This is a genomic window from Pseudarthrobacter sp. RHLT3-21, from assembly GCF_059383495.1.
Window position 1 is genome coordinate 62,411 of record NZ_JBWZCI010000017.1, and the last position, 18,571, is coordinate 80,981.

Annotated in this window: 19 protein-coding genes; 9 read left to right on the forward strand and 10 right to left on the reverse strand. The window is 61.2% G+C overall.

Annotated features, from left to right (window positions below; all coding sequences use genetic code 11):
* Positions 1-349 precede the first annotated feature (349 nt).
* The 4 genes from AC50YA_RS16550 to AC50YA_RS16565 all read right to left on the reverse strand — a co-directional run bounded on the left by AC50YA_RS16550 (position 350) and on the right by AC50YA_RS16565 (position 4,292).
* On the reverse strand, positions 350-1,765 hold the full coding sequence (locus tag AC50YA_RS16550; RefSeq protein WP_494983321.1) for a lipopolysaccharide biosynthesis protein: 1,416 nt from the start codon (positions 1,763-1,765) through the stop codon (positions 350-352).
* On the reverse strand, positions 1,755-2,852 hold the full coding sequence (locus tag AC50YA_RS16555; RefSeq protein WP_494983322.1) for a hypothetical protein: 1,098 nt from the start codon (positions 2,850-2,852) through the stop codon (positions 1,755-1,757). The genes AC50YA_RS16550 and AC50YA_RS16555 overlap by 11 nt, the downstream gene beginning before the upstream one ends.
* Entirely contained in the window at positions 2,843-3,634 is a 792-nt protein-coding gene (locus tag AC50YA_RS16560) for a WecB/TagA/CpsF family glycosyltransferase (RefSeq protein ID WP_494983323.1), read from the reverse strand. Before AC50YA_RS16560 ends, AC50YA_RS16555 begins: the two co-directional genes overlap by 10 nt.
* A 472-nt stretch (positions 3,635-4,106) precedes the next feature.
* Positions 4,107-4,292: a hypothetical protein gene (locus AC50YA_RS16565; RefSeq protein WP_494983324.1), complete on the reverse strand. Its 186-nt coding sequence runs from the start codon at positions 4,290-4,292 to the stop codon at positions 4,107-4,109.
* A 162-nt stretch (positions 4,293-4,454) separates the two neighbouring features.
* Here AC50YA_RS16565 and AC50YA_RS16570 point away from each other — a divergent pair, with 162 nt between their 5' ends.
* The gene (locus AC50YA_RS16570) at positions 4,455-5,843 is read left to right on the forward strand and encodes an O-antigen ligase family protein (protein ID WP_494983325.1); all 1,389 of its coding nucleotides are present in this window, start codon (positions 4,455-4,457) and stop codon (positions 5,841-5,843) included.
* A gap of 67 nt (positions 5,844-5,910) precedes the next feature.
* Here AC50YA_RS16570 and AC50YA_RS16575 read toward each other — a convergent pair whose 3' ends face one another.
* Positions 5,911-7,083, reverse strand: a complete 1,173-nt coding sequence (locus AC50YA_RS16575) for a hypothetical protein (RefSeq protein ID WP_494983326.1) — start codon at positions 7,081-7,083, stop codon at positions 5,911-5,913.
* Between the two features lie 709 nt (positions 7,084-7,792).
* Between AC50YA_RS16575 and AC50YA_RS16580 the strand changes: the two genes are divergently transcribed.
* From AC50YA_RS16580 to AC50YA_RS16590, 3 genes are all read left to right on the forward strand, one after another.
* Positions 7,793-8,173, forward strand: a complete 381-nt coding sequence (locus AC50YA_RS16580; RefSeq protein WP_494983327.1) for a hypothetical protein — start codon at positions 7,793-7,795, stop codon at positions 8,171-8,173.
* Positions 8,174-8,307: 134 nt separating this feature from the next.
* Entirely contained in the window at positions 8,308-9,480 is a 1,173-nt protein-coding gene (locus AC50YA_RS16585; RefSeq protein WP_494983328.1) for an acyltransferase family protein, read from the forward strand.
* Between the two features lie 317 nt (positions 9,481-9,797).
* On the forward strand, positions 9,798-10,595 hold the full coding sequence (locus AC50YA_RS16590) for an SGNH/GDSL hydrolase family protein (protein ID WP_494983329.1): 798 nt from the start codon (positions 9,798-9,800) through the stop codon (positions 10,593-10,595).
* 42 nt (positions 10,596-10,637) lie between these two features.
* Here AC50YA_RS16590 and AC50YA_RS16595 read toward each other — a convergent pair whose 3' ends face one another.
* The 3 genes from AC50YA_RS16595 to AC50YA_RS16605 all read right to left on the reverse strand — a co-directional run bounded on the left by AC50YA_RS16595 (position 10,638) and on the right by AC50YA_RS16605 (position 12,411).
* Positions 10,638-11,102 (reverse strand): Lrp/AsnC family transcriptional regulator, encoded by a 465-nt coding sequence (locus tag AC50YA_RS16595; RefSeq protein ID WP_494983330.1) that lies wholly within the window; start codon positions 11,100-11,102, stop codon positions 10,638-10,640.
* A 95-nt stretch (positions 11,103-11,197) separates the two neighbouring features.
* Entirely contained in the window at positions 11,198-11,827 is a 630-nt protein-coding gene (locus AC50YA_RS16600; protein ID WP_494983331.1) for an RES family NAD+ phosphorylase, read from the reverse strand.
* The gene (locus AC50YA_RS16605; RefSeq protein ID WP_494983332.1) at positions 11,827-12,411 is read right to left on the reverse strand and encodes a helix-turn-helix domain-containing protein; all 585 of its coding nucleotides are present in this window, start codon (positions 12,409-12,411) and stop codon (positions 11,827-11,829) included. Before AC50YA_RS16605 ends, AC50YA_RS16600 begins: the two co-directional genes overlap by 1 nt.
* Positions 12,412-12,571: 160 nt before the next feature.
* Between AC50YA_RS16605 and AC50YA_RS16610 the strand changes: the two genes are divergently transcribed.
* From AC50YA_RS16610 to AC50YA_RS16630, 5 genes are all read left to right on the forward strand, one after another.
* Positions 12,572-12,883 carry a helix-turn-helix domain-containing protein gene (locus AC50YA_RS16610; protein WP_494983333.1) on the forward strand — a complete coding sequence of 104 codons (312 nt, stop codon included), beginning with the start codon at positions 12,572-12,574 and terminating at the stop codon, positions 12,881-12,883.
* The gene (locus AC50YA_RS16615; RefSeq protein WP_494983334.1) at positions 12,876-13,400 is read left to right on the forward strand and encodes a hypothetical protein; all 525 of its coding nucleotides are present in this window, start codon (positions 12,876-12,878) and stop codon (positions 13,398-13,400) included. The genes AC50YA_RS16610 and AC50YA_RS16615 overlap by 8 nt, the downstream gene beginning before the upstream one ends.
* 238 nt (positions 13,401-13,638) lie before the next feature.
* Positions 13,639-14,856 carry a thiamine pyrophosphate-dependent dehydrogenase E1 component subunit alpha gene (locus AC50YA_RS16620; RefSeq protein WP_494983335.1) on the forward strand — a complete coding sequence of 406 codons (1,218 nt, stop codon included), beginning with the start codon at positions 13,639-13,641 and terminating at the stop codon, positions 14,854-14,856.
* A complete protein-coding gene (locus tag AC50YA_RS16625; RefSeq protein WP_494983336.1) occupies positions 14,853-15,965 on the forward strand; it encodes an alpha-ketoacid dehydrogenase subunit beta in 1,113 nt (370 codons plus the stop codon). Before AC50YA_RS16620 ends, AC50YA_RS16625 begins: the two co-directional genes overlap by 4 nt.
* A 2-nt stretch (positions 15,966-15,967) precedes the next feature.
* The gene (locus AC50YA_RS16630; RefSeq protein ID WP_494983337.1) at positions 15,968-17,422 is read left to right on the forward strand and encodes a dihydrolipoamide acetyltransferase family protein; all 1,455 of its coding nucleotides are present in this window, start codon (positions 15,968-15,970) and stop codon (positions 17,420-17,422) included.
* A gap of 509 nt (positions 17,423-17,931) precedes the next feature.
* On the opposite strand, the gene AC50YA_RS16635 is transcribed toward AC50YA_RS16630, so the two are convergent.
* Both AC50YA_RS16635 and AC50YA_RS16640 read right to left on the reverse strand, forming a co-directional pair.
* Positions 17,932-18,243, reverse strand: a complete 312-nt coding sequence (locus tag AC50YA_RS16635; RefSeq protein WP_494983338.1) for a hypothetical protein — start codon at positions 18,241-18,243, stop codon at positions 17,932-17,934.
* A gap of 107 nt (positions 18,244-18,350) precedes the next feature.
* On the reverse strand, positions 18,351-18,530 hold the full coding sequence (locus AC50YA_RS16640) for a peptidase dimerization domain-containing protein (protein ID WP_494983339.1): 180 nt from the start codon (positions 18,528-18,530) through the stop codon (positions 18,351-18,353).
* Positions 18,531-18,571 lie beyond the last annotated feature (41 nt).

Sequence of the window (18,571 nt, forward strand, 5' to 3'; positions counted from 1 at the left end):
CATCCCTGGTGCAAGCTGGTTCACGTCCTGCAGCGTCAGGGCCCCGGAGTCCAGAGCGCTTTGGATCGGCCACCACTAGACGCCGAACCCTGCGGCCTAATTAGGCAGCTTGAAGATCATGCTGGCAGCATCTTGGGCCGCCACAGTAGGCTTAGCAAGGCTCGTGGTTGCTGTTCAGATTGAATGCGTAGATAACACTCATCCCAGCAGGACTACGAGTCCTCTGCTAGCTACAACACGAACCTATTTCTCCGGGAACCTTGAAGAGTCGATTTCCAAAGCTCATCCTGATCGCCTCCGCAGCGGGAAATAAACTCAGGACAATCTGAAAAGCGGTGACAGGCTCCACCTAGTCGTCGTCCTTTTGCCAGCCGGCCAGGACGGATCCGAATGATTTAAAGGACTTCCAACCTACAACGGCAGCTGGTATGACCAGTAAGATCGGAAGAACGAAATTCATGGCTGGGTGGAGTTGAGCAATTTGCCCAAATAGCGCAAGCAATATCCCTAGGCCGACGACTGGTCCGACCACAAGTGCAACCGTCCGACGAAGTGGCCATGCGAATGCACGATGTAGCACAATTAGCGACTGTATTATGAATGCGGCCAAGGTTACGACGCCGCCGCCGATTGCACCGACTTGAGGAATAAGCACGAGTGCAGCGACAACCGTAAAAACTGCGCTGGTTAGTGTCGAAGTCATTACTGCTGTAGATCGTCCTTCGTTTAGAAGCGCCGCGATGCAAACGAAATAGATTCCACGTGGCAAAGACGACAGAGCCACAAGTGCTACTAGTGCGTAGCTAACGTCATAAGTGGGTGCGATCAGAGGCAAAAGAAGTGGCGCCACACTGCATAGAAGTAGCGCCATAACTGCTGCAAGCCAAATGCTTGGATTCAGTAGTCGGACGAGAAGCAACTTCTTGTGCGTATATTTAGATTTATGGTAACGGGGACCCCAAGCGGCCTGGAACCCTTCGAGAACCATCCCGAGCACGCTTCCGGCCATGTAAGCCACTTGGTAGCCACCAACTTGAGTCGCGCCTAGCAACACTCCAATCACAATTCTGTCGAACAGTGCCAACAGCCAGGTCGATAGTCCCTGCCCGATGAAGGGCATCGATAACTTCAGTCCCGCCCGAACTGCCATCTTTCGCCAATCTGGCTTGGGGTGAGCGAACGCAGCTAGGAGGCTTGTTGCCAATATCGATGAAAAGGCCAGAGCATAGATGTAGCCCGCGCCGCCGAATGCGGTTGATAGGATTTGAGCCAGCGTAAGGCCAACAGTCAGCTGCAAGAGCGTCGCAATGAGAAGGCGAGAGCTGGACCCGCGGGCGATCGCTATCCCCTGATAGGTCATCTGGATGGAGGAAGCAAAAGCCAGCATTAGTGCTGGCAGCACAAAATTTTGGGTGTCAGCGCCGAGAAAGGCGGGGCCAATCACTGTAGCGGCGCCACCCACGGCGACAACTAGAACCACTGCAAACGCAACTTGGACTAAGGTCAAGGCGACCCAAGAGGCTGACTTTGCTGCAGAGCCCTCTTGCGCATAAAGACGGGGCATTGCAGCGTTTATTCCAAGAGTCATGATGACGCTGAGGACGGATGCAATTGAAATTGCCAAAGTTGCCGCGCCGTACTCGAATTGAGATGTTGCCCTGGCGACAATTGGAAGGGCCAAAAATGGTAAGCCCCGTTGAGCCGCTAGGCTGACGACAAATGAAATTGTTGCTAAAGCAAAGTTTGAACGCTTATTATTTGCCATGTAATTGAAATTGCTGGGCTGCCAAAGTTTCGAATAGCTCACCTGTTATTTTGGAAGAGGTCCCTATGAAACTTAGATAGTCATCCCTGAGTCCCGCGGGATTACTCAAATCACGAAGCGCACTCTGAACGCCCTTTGCGGTCCAGGGAGCGACCGTTATGCGCTTGTCTGCAAAGAACGGTGTCCGATTTGCCTGAGCCTCAAAGGCCTTATCGCGCCCGAGAGCAAGAAATGGGCGGTCTGCGGCGAGGGCTTCCACCAGTACGGTTGAAAACGGCGAAGCAACTTGCGAAGCCCATTCGATGTCCGTCACTAGTGGTTGCCTTAGGTGGGCTGCTCGCAGTCGTTCCGGGACTGCCGGATCGTTTTGCTCAGCGGGATGGAGGCGGACGCGTATGTGATAGTTCGGAATCGGCTGTTCGAGGAGGTCGCCCAAGAAGGCGTACCACTCTCGCGCGTAAGGCCTTGACCAGGATGGGATGCCGAGGGGTTGACTGCATACAAGCAGGTTTGTTGGTTCAGTGGGCGGGGGAATCAATGCGTAGGCGTCCATGCGTGGGCAGCCAAGATGGCGGAACTCTGTCGCGTCACCCGCCGCGAAGGCCGCGTCCCAGCCAGCACCCCAGCTTGCTACGATGTGGGGTTTGGAACTCCCCATGCTCCCAGCCCTGCCTTCAACCAAGCCCATGGACTTCATGGCCGTGTCGACAAGTGTCCGAAGGGCAAGCCGTGCCCTCGAACCGTTGGTATTCGCACCAGCGGCCGCCACGCCGTCAGGCATGAGGACCGTCAGGCTGCCGGCGCGTTTTGCCCGGCAGACCAGTAGTCGTTGCAGGAGGCCCACGTCCTGTGGAATGACAGTTATGTCCTGTGCCGTGATGGGCGACCGGGAGAGGATCTGGTTGACTCTCCGGATTGAGACGCTAGGAGAGTGACCATCGAAACTGAAGGCTTTGTCGTGAAGTTTTCCCGTCCAGAGATTCAGAAATGACACATGAATGCTGGAAATATGCTTTGCAACCTGGACGGCGTTTTCCTGCTGTACTGTATTGCCAACCACAAAAATTACTCTGGATATCATCGCCATATCCCCTTTCTTCGCGTGACGATTTTGATGCCCATGCAGGCAAAGGTAAAAGCTCCCAGACCATAACGAACAGCCAAGCGGCGTGGATCTTGGGCGAGGCGACCTAACCACTCGAATCCCGTCGCGCGAAGCAGGGCGTGTGCTCGGCGTTCGTCGCCTGCAAGAAATCCGAACCAACCACCGCAGGTCATTATCAGGGCGGGCGGCATGTCTGCGAGATAGCGATCAGCAAATATCAATTCCTGAGGCGATCCGATGCCCAGCAGGATTATGTCCGGGTTACTATTCCTTAGATCAGCAATTGCGGCTTGCCATTGCGCATGATCCTTGTAGCCATCTGTCGCGAACACTAGCTCAATGTTCGTCATGTTCCCCAAGTTTGCGCCGGCAATTTCTGCTAGGTCAGCCTTACCTCCGACTAGGGCAACACGCGCTGGGCGATTTTCGATTTTGGCGATCGCCTCAACTACTGGTATGCCGATGTCAGTGGTTGCTGCGCGCCGAATGTTCGCTGCGCCGGCGAGCTTGGCGAGTAAGACAACGGCAACTCCATCTGCATACACGAGACGGGCACGCTGCAGAGCCTCGGGGAAGAAGGCTGTTTTGATCGCATTTAGGCCACCCACATGGAGCGCTGTGGCGATTCTTGCAGTCCCAGAATCGCGGGCTTCAACGTACGCCAGTGCTGCATCTCGGACTATTCCCGATTGGTCGGAATCGGCTACCCGGATGTGTTCAGTTAGGGCAACGTAATCTAGGCGCCCTGCATCGAGCGAGGTCATTAGGACCCTTTCTATTCAATGGAATTCTTGTACGCGGACAGGCGACGTGATTTCTGGCGCAGCTGCTGGGGCCCGGACACAGGAACAAGGCTTGGTGAGCGTTGGCGTGCGTCCGATGGGACACTCAAAGTTGGCTTTTCTTGGTCGGTCACTACGGCGGCTCGTACGGTATCAATGACGCCCAGCGTGATCGGACGACCCAGGAACTCCTGATGGTCCGTCGAACCGGACACTACGGACTGGCACCTGTATGTAAAGTTCGGCCCCCCGGCAGGCGTGCGTGACTTCGCCTATGACAACTCCTGAATACTTGTTCGCCTGCCATGTTACCGTCGATGGATGTTTCGATGTAATTGGAGTTGTTCATAGCCCCTTGTGTGTCTGGAATGAGATTTCTGCTGGAAATGGGGCGTGAAATAGCCACGGAGTCCGCAATTCGCGCGTTACATTCGCAAAGGTGACAGCTTGTGCGTCACCCTGCCTCGACGTCCTCAAAGACCAGGAAGGCCTGGGCATCCACCACGCCCGGCGATACAGAAGCTAGTCGAAGGTCGTTCGCTGGGACCCGTAGCTGCGCTTCACGGGGAGCGGGGTCAGGCGTGGACGTGGGCAGGTCCTTGATCTCGGTCCGGCCGATGGTGGCCGTTTGTAGGGTCACTCGTCCGGCGCATGGCGCGGGAGCGCGGTGCGGGCCGGCGAGTCGTCTGTGCGGACGCCTGCCCACGGCAATCCAGCGCTTTTCCAATTCCGCTGTCTGGAAAAGTAACGACCCTATGGCTCAGCGCTCTTTCGGACACGCCTTGGCTGTATCCTGACCTGTGTGAATATTCAGGGGGCGGGCTGGTACGTTGGCGGTTTAATTGTGGTTGCTGGCGCCGTGATCCTGTCGGTCCTGTGGCCGCTCCTGGCCCTCGTGATTGTGGCTGGAGTATTGGTCGCCCTCTATGTTCGGACCAACTCAGCACGGTTCGTAGGTCTCGGCCTAACGATAGGCATCGCCGCTGCTGCGGGCACTGGAATCCGGTTCATTTCCGACTCGCCTACAGTCCTGAACTATTCGGATCTGCGGTATGCCACCAGTGCGATAGCGATTGTGCTCTCCTTGGGGCTACTCACAAAGATTCTTCCCCTTCTGGCCCGTGAGTTCTGGTGGCTCGCCATGTTCTTCTTCGCGCTGATCTCGCTAGCATGGGTGCCGAACGTGACCAGCTCTTTTATGACCTACTCGGGATGGGTCTGCGTCGTCCTGATCGGGGCTCTGTTGGCCGCCACCCATAACCTCGAGAAAGCCTCAAAGCTCGTTCTCAACGTCATGTTTTGGACGTCTGTGGTGTCGCTCGTTCTGATTCTGTTGGCGCCCTCAATTGGCAGGGCTGCAGCGCGACGTCCAGATGGAGTCGTAGAGCAGATGGCTGTCGGTGTTTTCGCCTGGAACAGCGAGCTGGGATTCGCATCGGGCGTTGGTACAGTCCTCGCGGTGTCCTTCTGGCTGACAAAGAGGTCATCGAATCGGTATCTCCTGCAAGCGGCCCTGATGGGTTGGGTGACTGTAATATCTGACTCCGCCACAGGTCTGCTCGCCATGGGCGCTGGCCTGGTCGCAACCATCTGGGCCTGCATCCCGAAGTTCCGAGCTATTATCTGCTTCTTACTGGTAGTCGCGGGCCTGCTCTGGATTTCGGGTGGCATCGACGCGATTCAGACATATGTCCTGGGTCTTCTTGGCCGGTCGCCGACCCTCAGCGGGCGCTCAGCGATTTGGCAGATTGCCCTTGACCTCGCTGCCGACCAGCCAGCTTTTGGTTATGGTATCGGAGGCAGCCCTGAGTTGGCACTGTACCTCGGCTTCAGTGCCCACGCTCACAACGGCTACATTCAGTTGCTGTTGGAACTTGGGTACGTCGGTGCGGCAATTATTGGCCTCGGTTTGCTCGTCACAACGGTGCGTGCCGTGAAGCTCCACAGCCCTCTGCTCGGCGTGCTGACGGTTGTTCTTGTGTCCAACTTAGCGAACAACTACCTTGTAACCTCGAATGTGGCGGTGGCCCTGCTGGCGTGGGTCGCGTTCGAGGTGGCCAAGCCGATCACCAATAATGATGCCGTGGTTGTCCGCTCCAAGCTCCTCGAAGCAAAGGAGCCGAACCTGTCGGCTTGGGTAGACCGCCCCGGCCCCGTGCTCAGTACGGCCCTGGCAGCTCAGAAGGCCTAACGGTTTCTTACTGGTCCTGGAGTCCTGGGCCACGCTGATCCAATGAGCTAGGGTCCGCCAAGACGTGTCACGCAGCTGGGAAGGTGATCCCCGAAAGGGACAGGATCGTGCTGCTCGCCGCCGCTGCGAGAAACATCTCCCCGCTGGGATCAATGTAGATATCAGCGAGCTTTCCGCCGCCATTGTTTGCAAGAATTCGCACGCGGTGCGCCGGACGAACACCGAGGGGGAGTGTCGCAATTTTGGCGTTTGCCGATGCGGTCCCGCCTGACATTGCACCGTCCAGCACTATGAATCCGTCACCCGTCCGGTAAGCGCTTGGCGCGTCCGACGTTCCGGCTGCCGCCACCCAAGACAGGAGCAACGTAAGCGCTTGCTTCCGGGGTTTCTTGTAGCTGACATTCGTTCCCACGGTTACCGTCGTGAACTGGTTGGTAGCGTCCACGCTCAGGCCAGTCAGTTCAGCAAGATTCAAGTCCTGCACTGCGGCAGCGGTGCTGACGCAGCGGCGGAGGGTGATCCTGTCAGTGAGGCCTAGGCTGAACCCTGTCGCAGAGGCGTCCACAACAACGCCTTCGATTACCACGTCGCTGTTCCGTAGGCCGACGTCGCCCGAGGTTACGTTCACGCCAATACCAGCGGCGGTGACAACATGAGAGTTCCGGATCTCCACCCGATGACACGCTGTCTCCACGGTTATGCCGTCGAGACCTGCGCGGGATACTACGACGCGCTCCCAGACGACGTTGTCAATGCCGTACTGGGCGGAAAGGCCCTTGCGGTCGGCATCTAAGGTCACATCGGAGACGTGGCAGTTCTTGACCCTCACTACACCTAGCGCGTTGTCGGCCCTTCCCGATCCAGTGGCGATGACCCTACCGCCCGTCCATCGGAAGCTGTTGCGCTGCGGGGTGGACACGTTGTTCGGGGAAAGGACTCCATGTCCGATGAACGCCACCGCAGCGCCCACATTGCCGGTTGCCGTGGTGGTCCTAATGACAGTCTTGGCGTCACACTCGACGGTGACGTTGTCGCCGTCGATGACCCACGGACCATTCATCCAGAAATCGCCTGGCCCGATGACGATCTTGGCTGGTAGTCCGGACGAGACCGCTTCACCTACTGCTGCATCAAACGAGGGTAGATTATCCGTGCCAGTAGAACCGTTCCAGTCGCCAACGGCTCCGTGGTTGGCGACGTTGATAACGTTCTGCGCGATGCGACCAATCGTGGTAGACAAGTCAGGAAGTTGGGCGGGCGGTATCCTAGAGTCAAGATCCAGTGTCGCAACGCCTGAGGCGGCTCCCTTTTCCGAAGAAGGCACGTAACTCGTCTGATTCTTGTCCCCTGGGGCCGCATTTGCGCGACCGTCTCTGAGCGTTGAAATGGCAGAGGCACCTGTGAAGGCTGTCAAAAGGGTCCCAAGCCGAAGGAGACCTCGGCGCTTTACGCCAGTAGCCGGTCGGGGCGAGGATCTTTCCCCCTCACCAATCTTCTTAGTCATGGCTTTTGCCGCAATCTAGCAGGCCTAACTGACGCGCTGTTGCATGATGTGGAACCCCATGCCCTTCCCGCTGAAGGCTGGGCGCGAATCCTTTCACCGTGCAAGTGGGCAATGTGCACGGAATTCCTGTCCCAAAAATCGACATTTTCTAGAGCCTCCGAAACTGGCATGATTCGTCTCTAGAAGCTATTTCCTTGCACCCCGATAAACCACAGTGTCAGCTACTCGTTTCGTATACGGCACGTACTTGCATTTTTCACTTAGATACTCAACCAACCGCTTTGAGCATTTGTCTCTCACACTTTCAGGGGCAGAGGCCGGGCTGCCTGCCCCAGCCGGTCGAGTCAACCGTGATTCGGGCCGCCAGCTCAGGCCCCGCAGCCGACCGGCGTGCCGCCGTCGAAGATACGCACGTCCGGCCGACCTGAAGACGGTTGCCGGGGGAGTGCTCGCCGCGGCGTCGGTGACCGGGCCGGTGGTGGTCAACGGCGCGGGCGCTCCCTCTAATACAACGCAGGCCAAGCCCAGCCTGGACGGGCCGCTGGACGGTGTTGCGCCGGGCGGTGTGGTTCGCGCGCCGGCCAATCTGGCCGGCACGAAAGAAAGCGGTAGCGTGACGTTCCCGTGGGAGAACCCTGCGCCCGCGGAGGGAGATGTCTACATGTGGCGGCGGGTATCGGTGCTGCAGGCCGGTGAGTGCACCAGCTCCAGCGAAGCCCGGGCCGTGGTGGCTGCCAGCCCTGACGCCGCAACCTGTGTGGGGGTGGTGATCCACAGGGGCAACGGCCAGGCCTCACCGGAACCCGCAAAGGCGTGCCTGCCCTGAGCCGCTGAGGGGCTGCGTTGCTGGCCTGTGATCCCGCCGCATCCAGCTGGCGCCCAGCCGGCAGTCAGCTGGGCTTATGGACTCATAACTACGCTTGCTGAGTGAATTTTCGGCCAAGTACGCGACACCTGACCATGATGGAACGCCCGGCGGCGCCCGAAACCGGGCTGATGTCCGGGCGGCAGCACGCACTCGATGGCCTGCGCACCGTCGCGGTGATCGGCGTTTTTCTCTTCCACACATTAACCGGGTTCGCCCCCGGTGGATCCATTGGCGTGGACGTTTTTTTCATGCTCAGTGGCTTTGTCATCACTCTCCTGATCATGAAGGAATACCGCTCCACGGGCCGGCTGCGCGTTGGAGTTTTCTACGCAAAGCGGCTCGCCCGGCTCTGGCCTGCGCTGCTTGCTCTTTGTGCTGTCGTCGTTATGGTCGGCCTGATCTTTCCGGCCTCGGGGTGGGGTGGTCAGGAAGCCGATGCCATACCGGCGGCTGCCTACGTGATGAACCTGGCCAACTACGGAGCCTTCGGTTCCTCGACCGGCGGCGGCGCGCTGAGCCCAACGTGGACCCTCGCGGTTGAGGAGCAGTTCTACCTGGTCTGGCCAGTGCTCCTTTTGCTCATGCTGCGGTTCTGGAAGGTCCGCGCGGTCGCCTGGATCACGGCCGCCCTGGCGGCGGCGTTCCTGGTTGAACGGTTCCTCCTGGTATCAGGCGGGGCATCGCTGGCCCGGCTGTACAACGGGCCGGATACTCGGGCAGACGAGTTGCTGCTGGGGTGCGCCGTGGCTCTGGTGTTGTCGTCCATCAGCCCGGGCTCCCGGCTCCACGTCTCGCTGCAGGCCGGAGTGCGCCGGTTCGGTCCGTTCGCGGGGCTCGCCCTCGTGCTGGCCGTGTTCACGTTCAAAGAGCCGACCGCACCCGGGGCCTGGTTTGATATTTTCTGGACCGTGGGCCCGACTGCCTTGGCAATTCTGGCCGGGCTGGTCATTGGATGGCTTGTCCTTCTGCCGGATGGCCTCATCTCAAAGATCCTGGGCCACCGCTGGCTTTCCCGCCCGGGCCGGGATCTGTCCTATGGAATCTACCTCTGGCACTTGCCGGTCTTTATCCTGCTGATTCCCCTTGTTCCATCACTGGCCGTGCGCGTACCGCTGACGGCAGCCCTGACAGTGCTGATGGCATACCTGTCATTCCGATTTGTTGAAACACCCATCCGCCGCTGGGCATCCAGAAGGTTGGAGCCCGCCGTCGTCCGTCCCGTTCCGGAGCCCGCCCGGGAATTGGAGCTGGCCGGACGGACCTAGGCGCTCCTTCGCGCCGAAACGACGGTCTGCAGCCTGAGCACGATCGAGGAGACCAGCGCCACCGTCGGGATCGGGCACTTTGGTGTCCAGGCCGTCGCCTACCATTTCCCGGCCCCCTTCCCACGGACCATTCTCCGCGGACGTCCGCCATCAGGTTGGCGGCGCCCAGCAGCATACTGACGTGCACATCGTGCCCGCACGCGTGCATCACGCCGGCCACCGCCGAGACGGATCACCTCTTACCTGAACGTGCTGAGATTCTCCGCGACGACGCCGGTATGATGTGCCGGGTGACGAGAAACGGTGGGGGACCTAACATGACCAAGCAGGAATGGATCAAGTACGGTGCACTTTTTCTGCTGGCCGTCGTTGCCTTCGGGGTAGCAGGAATCGCCCTGACGAATCCGCGCGGCCCAGGCGAAGCCGTAAGCCCTGTGACGGCAAGCTCTCCGGTGGCCACGCCGACTGCTACGGCGACCCCGGCACCCACAGCCACTGCAACGGCCCACCAGCTGAAAATCCAGCTTCCCGCCCGGCCAGTCCTCCTGATTCTGGGCGATTCGTACACTGCCGGTGACGGCGCGGACCGGCCCGGCCAGGGGTGGGCTTACCTTGTTGCCGGCTCGCTGGGATACCCCACCAACATCGACGGTGTGGGCGGAACCGGCTTCGCGTGGGGCGGTGGTCCGCAGGACAACCAGGCCCGTGAGTACGAAGTCCGGTTGCGGGAAATCGCTAAGGATCCGCGCTTCGTCCCCAACGTCCTCATACTGCAAGGCGGCCAGAACGACGCCCTGATCACCAGCCCTGATGAAATTCAAACCGCCACGGCGCGGACAATCGAGACGGCCCGCAGGTTGTGGCCCGGCGTCCAGGTAATAGTTCTTGGGCCCTCGGCGCCCCAGCCGCTCGCGGAGAAGCTGCAAGGTGCGAACAACGCCGTCCGCGCCGGGGCCGCAGCCGCCGGTGCTCCGTTCATCGACGCCTACGAGGCCGGCTGGTTCACGGCTGCCAACAGCCCGGGATTCGACTCTGACGGTGCGCACCCGAACACCGCCGGCCACGCCCATCTTGCTGAGAAGTTCCTGGAGTCCTGGGCCACGCTGCTTCAGTGAGCCGCTTCTGCGGACGCGGCGATGCCTCTTGGACGCCATCTCCTAGCGCGTGTCAACATCCTCAAACACCAGAAACGTTTGCGTGTCCTGGACGCCCGGCATGGCCTGCAGCTGGTCGAAAATCACCCGGCGCAGGTCGGTGTTGTCGATGGCGCGCACCAGCAGGATCACATCAAAATCGCCTCCCACGAGGGCGATGTGATGGACCTCCGGGATCGCGCGGAGCTGTTCGCGCAGTTCACGCCACGAGTGCTGGCTTACTTTGAGCGTCACATAGGCGGAGGATTTCAGTCCGGCCTTGATGGGGTCCACCAAGGCCGTGAACTTGGTCAGCACACCCTCGCCGGTGAGCCTGGCGATGCGGGTGTACGCGTGGGCGCGGGAGATGTGGACGTTCTCGGCCACCTGGGTCACGGACATCCTCCCGTCCCGGGTGAGCTCGGCGATGATCCGGCGATCGACGTCGTCCAGCGGCACCTCCCCGGAATCTCCCTCAAATCGTGCCAATTCGTCCACCGCTCCTGCTCGTTGTCCAGATCACATTTCAATTCGTCTACCAGACTAGGTCCGCACGGCGGAACGGGAGAAGACTATCCCAGTGTTCAGAGGACGATATTACTGGTGTAACGGATCTTCGCAGCAGCTGCCATCACATCGGAGACGATGCCCGGAGCGTTCAGTGGCGAGGAGAACTCTGGGGCGGCCGGGATGGCGTCCTCGGTCCACAGTGTCACCACCTTGCGGCTCAGGGCTATGGCCGAGAGGGAGTACACGCCATCAAGGTCCGGCCACGTCTCATGGATGGCACGCGCCCAGGCTCGGGTTCGCTCTTTCTCTCCGAAGGCGATCTGCGCCGAACCGCCGGCCGGCAGCAGCCAGTCTCCCGTAAGGTCAGCCAGTACGACGTCACGCGTCGTCCTAAACGCAGTGACATAAGGGTCGTCGCGGTCGACGTCGACGAAACGGGTCAGCTGGAATACCTCCGCCACGCACGTCAGCACATCCTCACCGAGGTAGGCGGCACCCAGCGGCGCGGCATCATCTGGCGGCGGCGGGTGAGGTTCCCAGCGTGAGCCCGGCACGGGCCCCCAGGTGCGCAGACGGTTCCACGGCACCACATGGCCCGAGGCGGTGAAGTGGATCCGCCACAGCACGGTGCCAGCCGGTATCGTCTTTGCTTCATACCCCAGAGCCCGCAGGGTAGCCGCGTCCGGCGGGTACTGGTCCGGCATCAGTAGCCGACCGCCAGTCCCTCGGCAAGGTCGACGACGACCTTCTTGCTGCCGCCGGCCTCCAGCCATGACTTGGCCGAGGCAAATTCACCGTTCAGGACCAGGTCGGGTTGGGGCGTCAGGAAGAACCCGGCCACCGCCTGCGGGTGCAGGTCGTCGGGCAACGCACCCAGAACGTCCTCCAGAGAGGGGATCGATTTGTCACCCGTATCGTTGAACTGCCATTGCGGGAAGGCTAGCTTGCCGTTGACCAGGTACGAGTAGAGCTTCCGTCCCGACTTGTAGTGCCGGATGGTGGACGCGGACATCTGCATGCGCTCGGCGACCTCGGCGGCCGTGAGGGCAGAAGCATCAAAAACGAGCCGGGCGGCGGCGTTCGCCGCGGAGGCTATAGCGACGGCGGCACCGTCGGCTGCGATTCCCGAGTTCTTGTCCCAGAAGTCCCGGTCGCGTGCGGACAGGCCGGCTGCCGTCGTGCTGCGGGTCATGTCTTCCAGGGCTGAGACCAGGTCCTCTTCAGAAAAAGAGGGACGGGCAGAGTTGATCCATTCCTTGAGGGTGCCGGCCCCGTGGTCGGTTTTCATTCCGGTGCGGCGGGCCTTGACAGCGATGATGTCTCCTAACGACCTCCACAGTCTATGCCATTGCTAATGATTGTGGGAAAGGGAATTCTAGCCGCTTGCTCCTCAGGTAGTCCACGCGAAGAAGGACGCCCGCACGCTGACGGAAACCATTCTTCAGCTGGTGAAGCGTCGGAAGCACCTGAAAATAAAGCAGAGCCAGCTAGCCAAGATTATGGGAACGTCGCAGTCGACGGTCTCCGAGTTTGAACGGCTCGGAGGCAATCCGACGCTGTTCACGCTCCAGCGATACGCCCGCTCCGTGGATGCAGAGCTTATTGTTCAGGTTAAAACCCGCAACAGTCGCTACCACCAGACCGATGGGTGGACCGACTTCAGGGTGCACACCGGAGGTGCCGTCCGCCGAAATGTTGTAGCGACACTCGAGCCCTGGACCAAGGAACAATTGCAGGAAGGCCTTGTTAAGGGTGCCTGAGGACATCACTGGCCCGGAGGATGTGACCACTTACGACGACCTTCAAACGCTCAGTGGTGACGCGAGCCTCGCAGGCCTGGTCTTCTACGAGGTCCGGTCGGTGCGGCGGGACGCGGGCTTGGACGACTACATCGCGGATGAACGGCACGAAGCCGACGATGAAGACGAAGAAAATGGCAGGCTCAGCTTCGACGCCCAGGTCTATTTCCGGATTAGTGCAGACCAAACCCAGATCGAGGTCAGGCAACGCGTTGACATCGTGAGCGACGACGCGCTCTTCACCGTCGACGCTGGGATCATGTTCGATTTCCCGGGCCCCATCAGCGTTGCCGCAGCCATCCGACCTTTATTCATAGAACAGGTTGGACTCATGGCGCTGCATCCATACGTGCGCGAATCGGTCACCGCCATGTCGAACAAGCTCAACGTAACCCCAATTATTCTGCCCCTAATGCGAACGTTCAGCGTGGATGAACTGGATCCCGCGGATGCCGTAATCCGTATGGGCTCCGACTAGCAAGACGGATGAAAAATGTCGCCCCGACGTCGGGGGTGTTTTTCATCCTGGGGCGATTCTAAAGAACCTGGCTCACCAATTCGTCTACCGCTCCCGCTCGTTATCCAGCTCACATTCCAATTCGTCTTCCAGACTAGGTCCATCAGGCGGAACCTTCCACGATCCGACGAACTACTGGATACGAAAGTTCCATCAGGACGATACTGGGAGTGACTAGTGGCTACAGAAGGACGGACCAATGACGATCTCCGCGGACCACTCTGCGCAGGACCAGGCCCAGCGTTTGCCGGCTGAAGATGCCGTATCGGAAGCGGTGCGGAAGTTCGGCATCACGGTGGAGGACTACATGCTGCCCGCCCGTCACCAGATCCAGATGGTGGACCCGGACGGACGGCTCAAAGCAGAAAGCGAGCAGGGCACCGAACCCGGCCACGAGTACCCGTTGCCCGGCGATGAGGAACTGATGGCGGCCTACGAGCAGCTCGTCGTCGGACGCCGCGTCAACGACCAGAACTCAGCCCTGGTCCGGCAGGGCCGCATGGCGGTGTACCCGTCCAGCCACGGCCAGGAAGCCTGCCAGGTGGCGGCCGCACTGTGCCTCTCCGAGGGCGACTGGCTGTTCCCCACGTACCGGGACGCCGTGGCGGTCATGGCACGGGGAGTTGATCCCGTGGAGACCATGACCATCTTCCGGGGCGACTGGCACAGCGGCTACGATCCGGCCAGGCACAAGGTGGGCATCCAGTGCACGCCGCTCACCACCCAGCTGCTGCATGGAGTGGGTGTGGCCCACGCGGCAAAGCTCCGCGGGGAAGACACCGTTGTCCTGGCAATGTGCGGGGACGGCGCCACCAGCGAAGGTGACTTCCACGAGGCCTTGAACTTCGCCGCTGTCTTCCACCTGCCCGTTGTCTTCTTCGTCCAGAACAACAAGTACGCCATCTCGGTTCCGCTGGCGCACCAGTCCGTGGCGCCGTCGCTCGCCCACAAAGCAGTGGGCTACGGCATGGCCGGCGAACGCGTGGACGGCAACGACGTGGTGGCCCTCCTCGCCGTGCTGGACCGGGCAGTGAAGCTCGCACGGGAAGGTTCCGGGCCGCTCCTCGTCGAGGCACACACGTACCGGATGCAGGCACACACCAACGCCGACGATGCCACCCGCTACCGCCAGGACAGCGAGGTTGCCGAGTGGCTCGCCAAGGATCCGATCAGCCGGATGAAAACGTACCTCACCGGGCGCGGATTACTGGACGACGACGGCGCCGCGCGGATCGCGGAAAAGGCGGAAGCAGTTGCCACCCAGTTGCGGGACGGCCTGGGCGAGGACGTCCCGGTGGACCCCCAGGAACTCTTCCGGCACGTGTTCTCGGTGCCAACACCACAGCTGAAGGAACAGTCAGCCATGCTGGCCGACGAACTTGCCCGCGAAGCGTCGTCTGAGGAGTCGCAGAAATGAGTCCGACCATCACCACCTCGTCTGAGGCGAACGGCAACGTCAGCGCAGCAACTGCCCGGGCTGCTGCTTCCGCCGCGGCCACCGCGGAGTCTTCCGGACCGCAGGCCGTCACCATGGCCAAGGCACTCAACACGGCTTTGGCGGATGCGATGCACGCCGACCCGTCCGTCTTGGTCTTCGGCGAGGACGTGGGTCTTCTGGGCGGGGTCTTCCGCATCACGGACGGACTCACCAAGACGTTCGGGGAGCAGCGCTGTTTCGATACCCCGCTGGCCGAGTCCGGCATTGTGGGTATGGCCGTGGGCATGGCCATGAACGGGATGCGGCCGGTGGTGGAAATGCAGTTCGATGCGTTCGCGTATCCGGCGTTCCAGCAGATCGTCAGCCACGTGGCCAAGATGCACAACCGCACCCGGGGGACCGTGAAACTGCCCATGGTGATCCGGGTTCCCTATGCCGGCGGCATCGGGGGAGTGGAGCACCACTGCGACTCCTCTGAGTCGTACTACGCCCACACTGCGGGCCTGAAGGTGTTCACCCCCGCCACCGTGGCCGACTCGTACCGCATGCTGCGGGAGGCCATCGATTCGGATGACCCCGTCATGTTTATGGAGCCCAAGAAGCTCTACTGGTCAAAGGACCTGGTGGATCTTGAGGATCTCCGGGCGCAGCACACACTTAACGTCGAGGCGGGCAGGTCCTCGGAAGGCCGGGCCGCCGTCGCCCGTGCCGGGACTGACGCAACGCTCATTGCCTACGGACCGTCCGTGCCCACCGCGTTGGCTGCGGCCGCTGCCGCTGCGGAGGAGGGGCGCTCGCTGGAAGTCATCGACGTCCGCTCGATCGTTCCCTTTGACGATGAGACCGTGTGCGCGTCCGTCCGGAAGACCGGCCGGGCCGTGGTGATCGCCGAAGCGCACGGCTTCGCGTCCGTGTCCTCCGAGATCGTGGCGCGGGTCCAGGAACGCTGCTTCCACTACCTCGCAGCTCCCATCCGCCGCGTGACGGGATTTGATGTCCCATACCCTGCACCGAAGCTCGAGCACTACTACCTGCCCGGCGTGGACCGTATCCTCGACGCCGTTGACGACCTCCAGTGGGAGAACTGACCATGAGTGAAACGAAAGTATTCCTGCTCCCGGACCTCGGCGAAGGCCTGACCGAAGCCGAGCTGGTCAACTGGCTCGTGTCCGTGGGTGATGTGATCCGTGTGGACCAGCCCATCGCCGAGGTGGAGACGGCCAAGTCCATGGTGGAAGTCCCGTCGCCGTATGCCGGCACCGTGACGGTGCTCCACGGCGAGCCCGGCCAGACCCTCGACGTGGGCAAGCCGCTGATTTCCGTGGCGCCGATTGGTGCGCCGGTGCCGGTGGTCGGGCCTGTCGAGACCGAGGCCTCGGTGGTTGAGCCTGCCGAGACCAATCCTGCCGAAACCGGCGCAGCGGATACTTACCGCGAAGAAGAGAAGGCCGGGTCCGGAAATGTGCTGATCGGTTACGGGACGCCTGGCGGCAGCGGCGCTGCCCGGCGAACCAGGGCTCCCCGGACAGCGGTTTCGACGAACTCAACCAACGATCCGATGGTTGAGCCTGATGCCCAGAAGGCGGCCGATGACCTGCTGCTTCTCCGCACGAGGGTCCCCGGGAAGCTGGGAGCCGTCATTTCACCGCTCGTCCGGCGCATGGCCAGGGAGCACGGCGTTGATCTCGGCGAAATTAGCGGCTCGGGTAACAGCGGCCTGATCATGCGTAAGGACGTCGAGGCCGTGATCCTCCCCACCCGCCCCCTCACCTCGCAAGCTCGGTCAGGGAACCCTGCGGTCGTGGCCCCAGGCTCAACCACCGACAGTCGCACAGGGCTGGGCATTTCCTCGCGGACACCTGTCAGGGGTGTCCGGAAAGCCGTGGCCGCCAACATGTCCCGCAGCCGTGCGGAGATCCCGGAGGCCACGGTCTGGGTGGACGTGGATGCCACGGCGCTGGTGGAACTCCGGGCAGGCCTTAAGAAGTCTGATCCGCACACTACGCCGGGGCTCCTTGCGTTCATCGCGCGTTTTGTCACTGCTGGGTTAAAAAGATTCCCGGACCTGAACACCCGCATCGAAACCACCGGCGACGGCTCGCAGGAGATCGTTGGCTTCGCCGGCATTAACCTGGGCTTCGCGGCCCAGACGGACCGCGGACTGATGGTCCCCTCGATACGTAACGCGGACAAACTCAGTGCCCGCGAACTGGACGCGGAGATCCGCCGGCTCACCGCCGTCGTACGCGAGGGCAAGGCGACGCCGGAGCAACTGGGCAGCGGCACCTTCACGCTGAACAACTACGGCGTCTTCGGGGTGGACGGTTCCGCAGCCATTATCAACCACCCCGAGGTGGCCATCCTCGGGGTGGGACGCATCATCGACAAGCCATGGGTGGTGGAGGGGGAACTCGCCGTCCGGAAGGTCACCGAACTGACGCTGACCTTCGATCACCGCGTGTGCGACGGCGGCACCGCAGCAGGATTCCTCCGCTTTGTCGCGGACGCCATCGAAAAGCCCAACTCGCTCCTGGCCGATATCTGACCACGGCTCACGACACCTTACTTGGGCTATGGAAATGAGCTGGTCACCGAGATATGCGCTCGAAGGCTTCTCCTAGCCGCTGTCGCTGATTCCAATGTCAGTCCTCGCGGGGACGGACCTTGGATCGACAGTCCTCCAGTTGGCCGGCCTGGGCGCCAGCGTGCTGAGCCACCTCCCCCGCCATGTCTTAGCCCGTAGTGGTGGATAAAAAACTGAGTACCGGCTACTCGTGCACGGCACCGGCACATTCGGTTTACTTATTGTGTCGGCGGGATTTAGGGTTGGTGCCCACAAAGGTCGCCGCCGGCGCCATTATTGAAACGACTAAAGCCCCGTCGATGGCGGCGTGGACAGAAAACGCAGGATCCCATGCGAATCAGAGTGACTTCCGGGGACGACTTGGAACTTATGAATTGCCCGCACCAGTTTGTCGGTCGTTGTGACGAGTGCTCCGCTTCGGCGGGGCAGGGAGAGTCCGTCGAACCGCAGAACCGCGAACACGTGGGAACTTAGTCGGTCGATCTGTATACGGAGCCGCCAAGGTAGGACAGTGCGGCCACCACATGCGCCCGGACGCCGACTTCCAGCGTCGGATTCAGGACGGGCGCGAAGAAGGGGGAGTCGTTCGCCGGGATGTCTTGGGCTCCCGTCCCGTTGGCGACGGCGGCCCGGTACGTTTCCGGGTCCACGCCGCCGATCAGCCAGAACGTGTAGGGGATGCCGAACGCGTCCGGGATGCGGCTGAAGTCCTCGGAGGCGGTCTGCGGCTGGGCCTTCTGGACGGCGTCTGCCCCGAAGTGGGCCGTGAAGGCGGCGGTCACCTGGGCGGTTACGGCGGCGTCGCTGCTGGTGAGCGGGAACTGGTCGTACTACTCGAACTCAGGTTCCTGCGGCGAGTCGGCGGTGACACACTCGCCCCTGACGTGCGTTAGATCGAGGCAAGCACCCCGGCACGGACCTGGTTGTCGTACGTGCGGATGTTCAGCAGGAGGGTGGCGCGGTCCGGGATGATGTTCGACGTCGTTCCTGCGTTTAGCGCCCCCACGGTGACCACCGCGAGGTCCCCAGGTTTCGTCTCCCGTGAGACCACAGTCTGGAGCCTGAGCACGATCGAGTGAATATGTCAGTCTGATCGGAGCCCACCAGGAC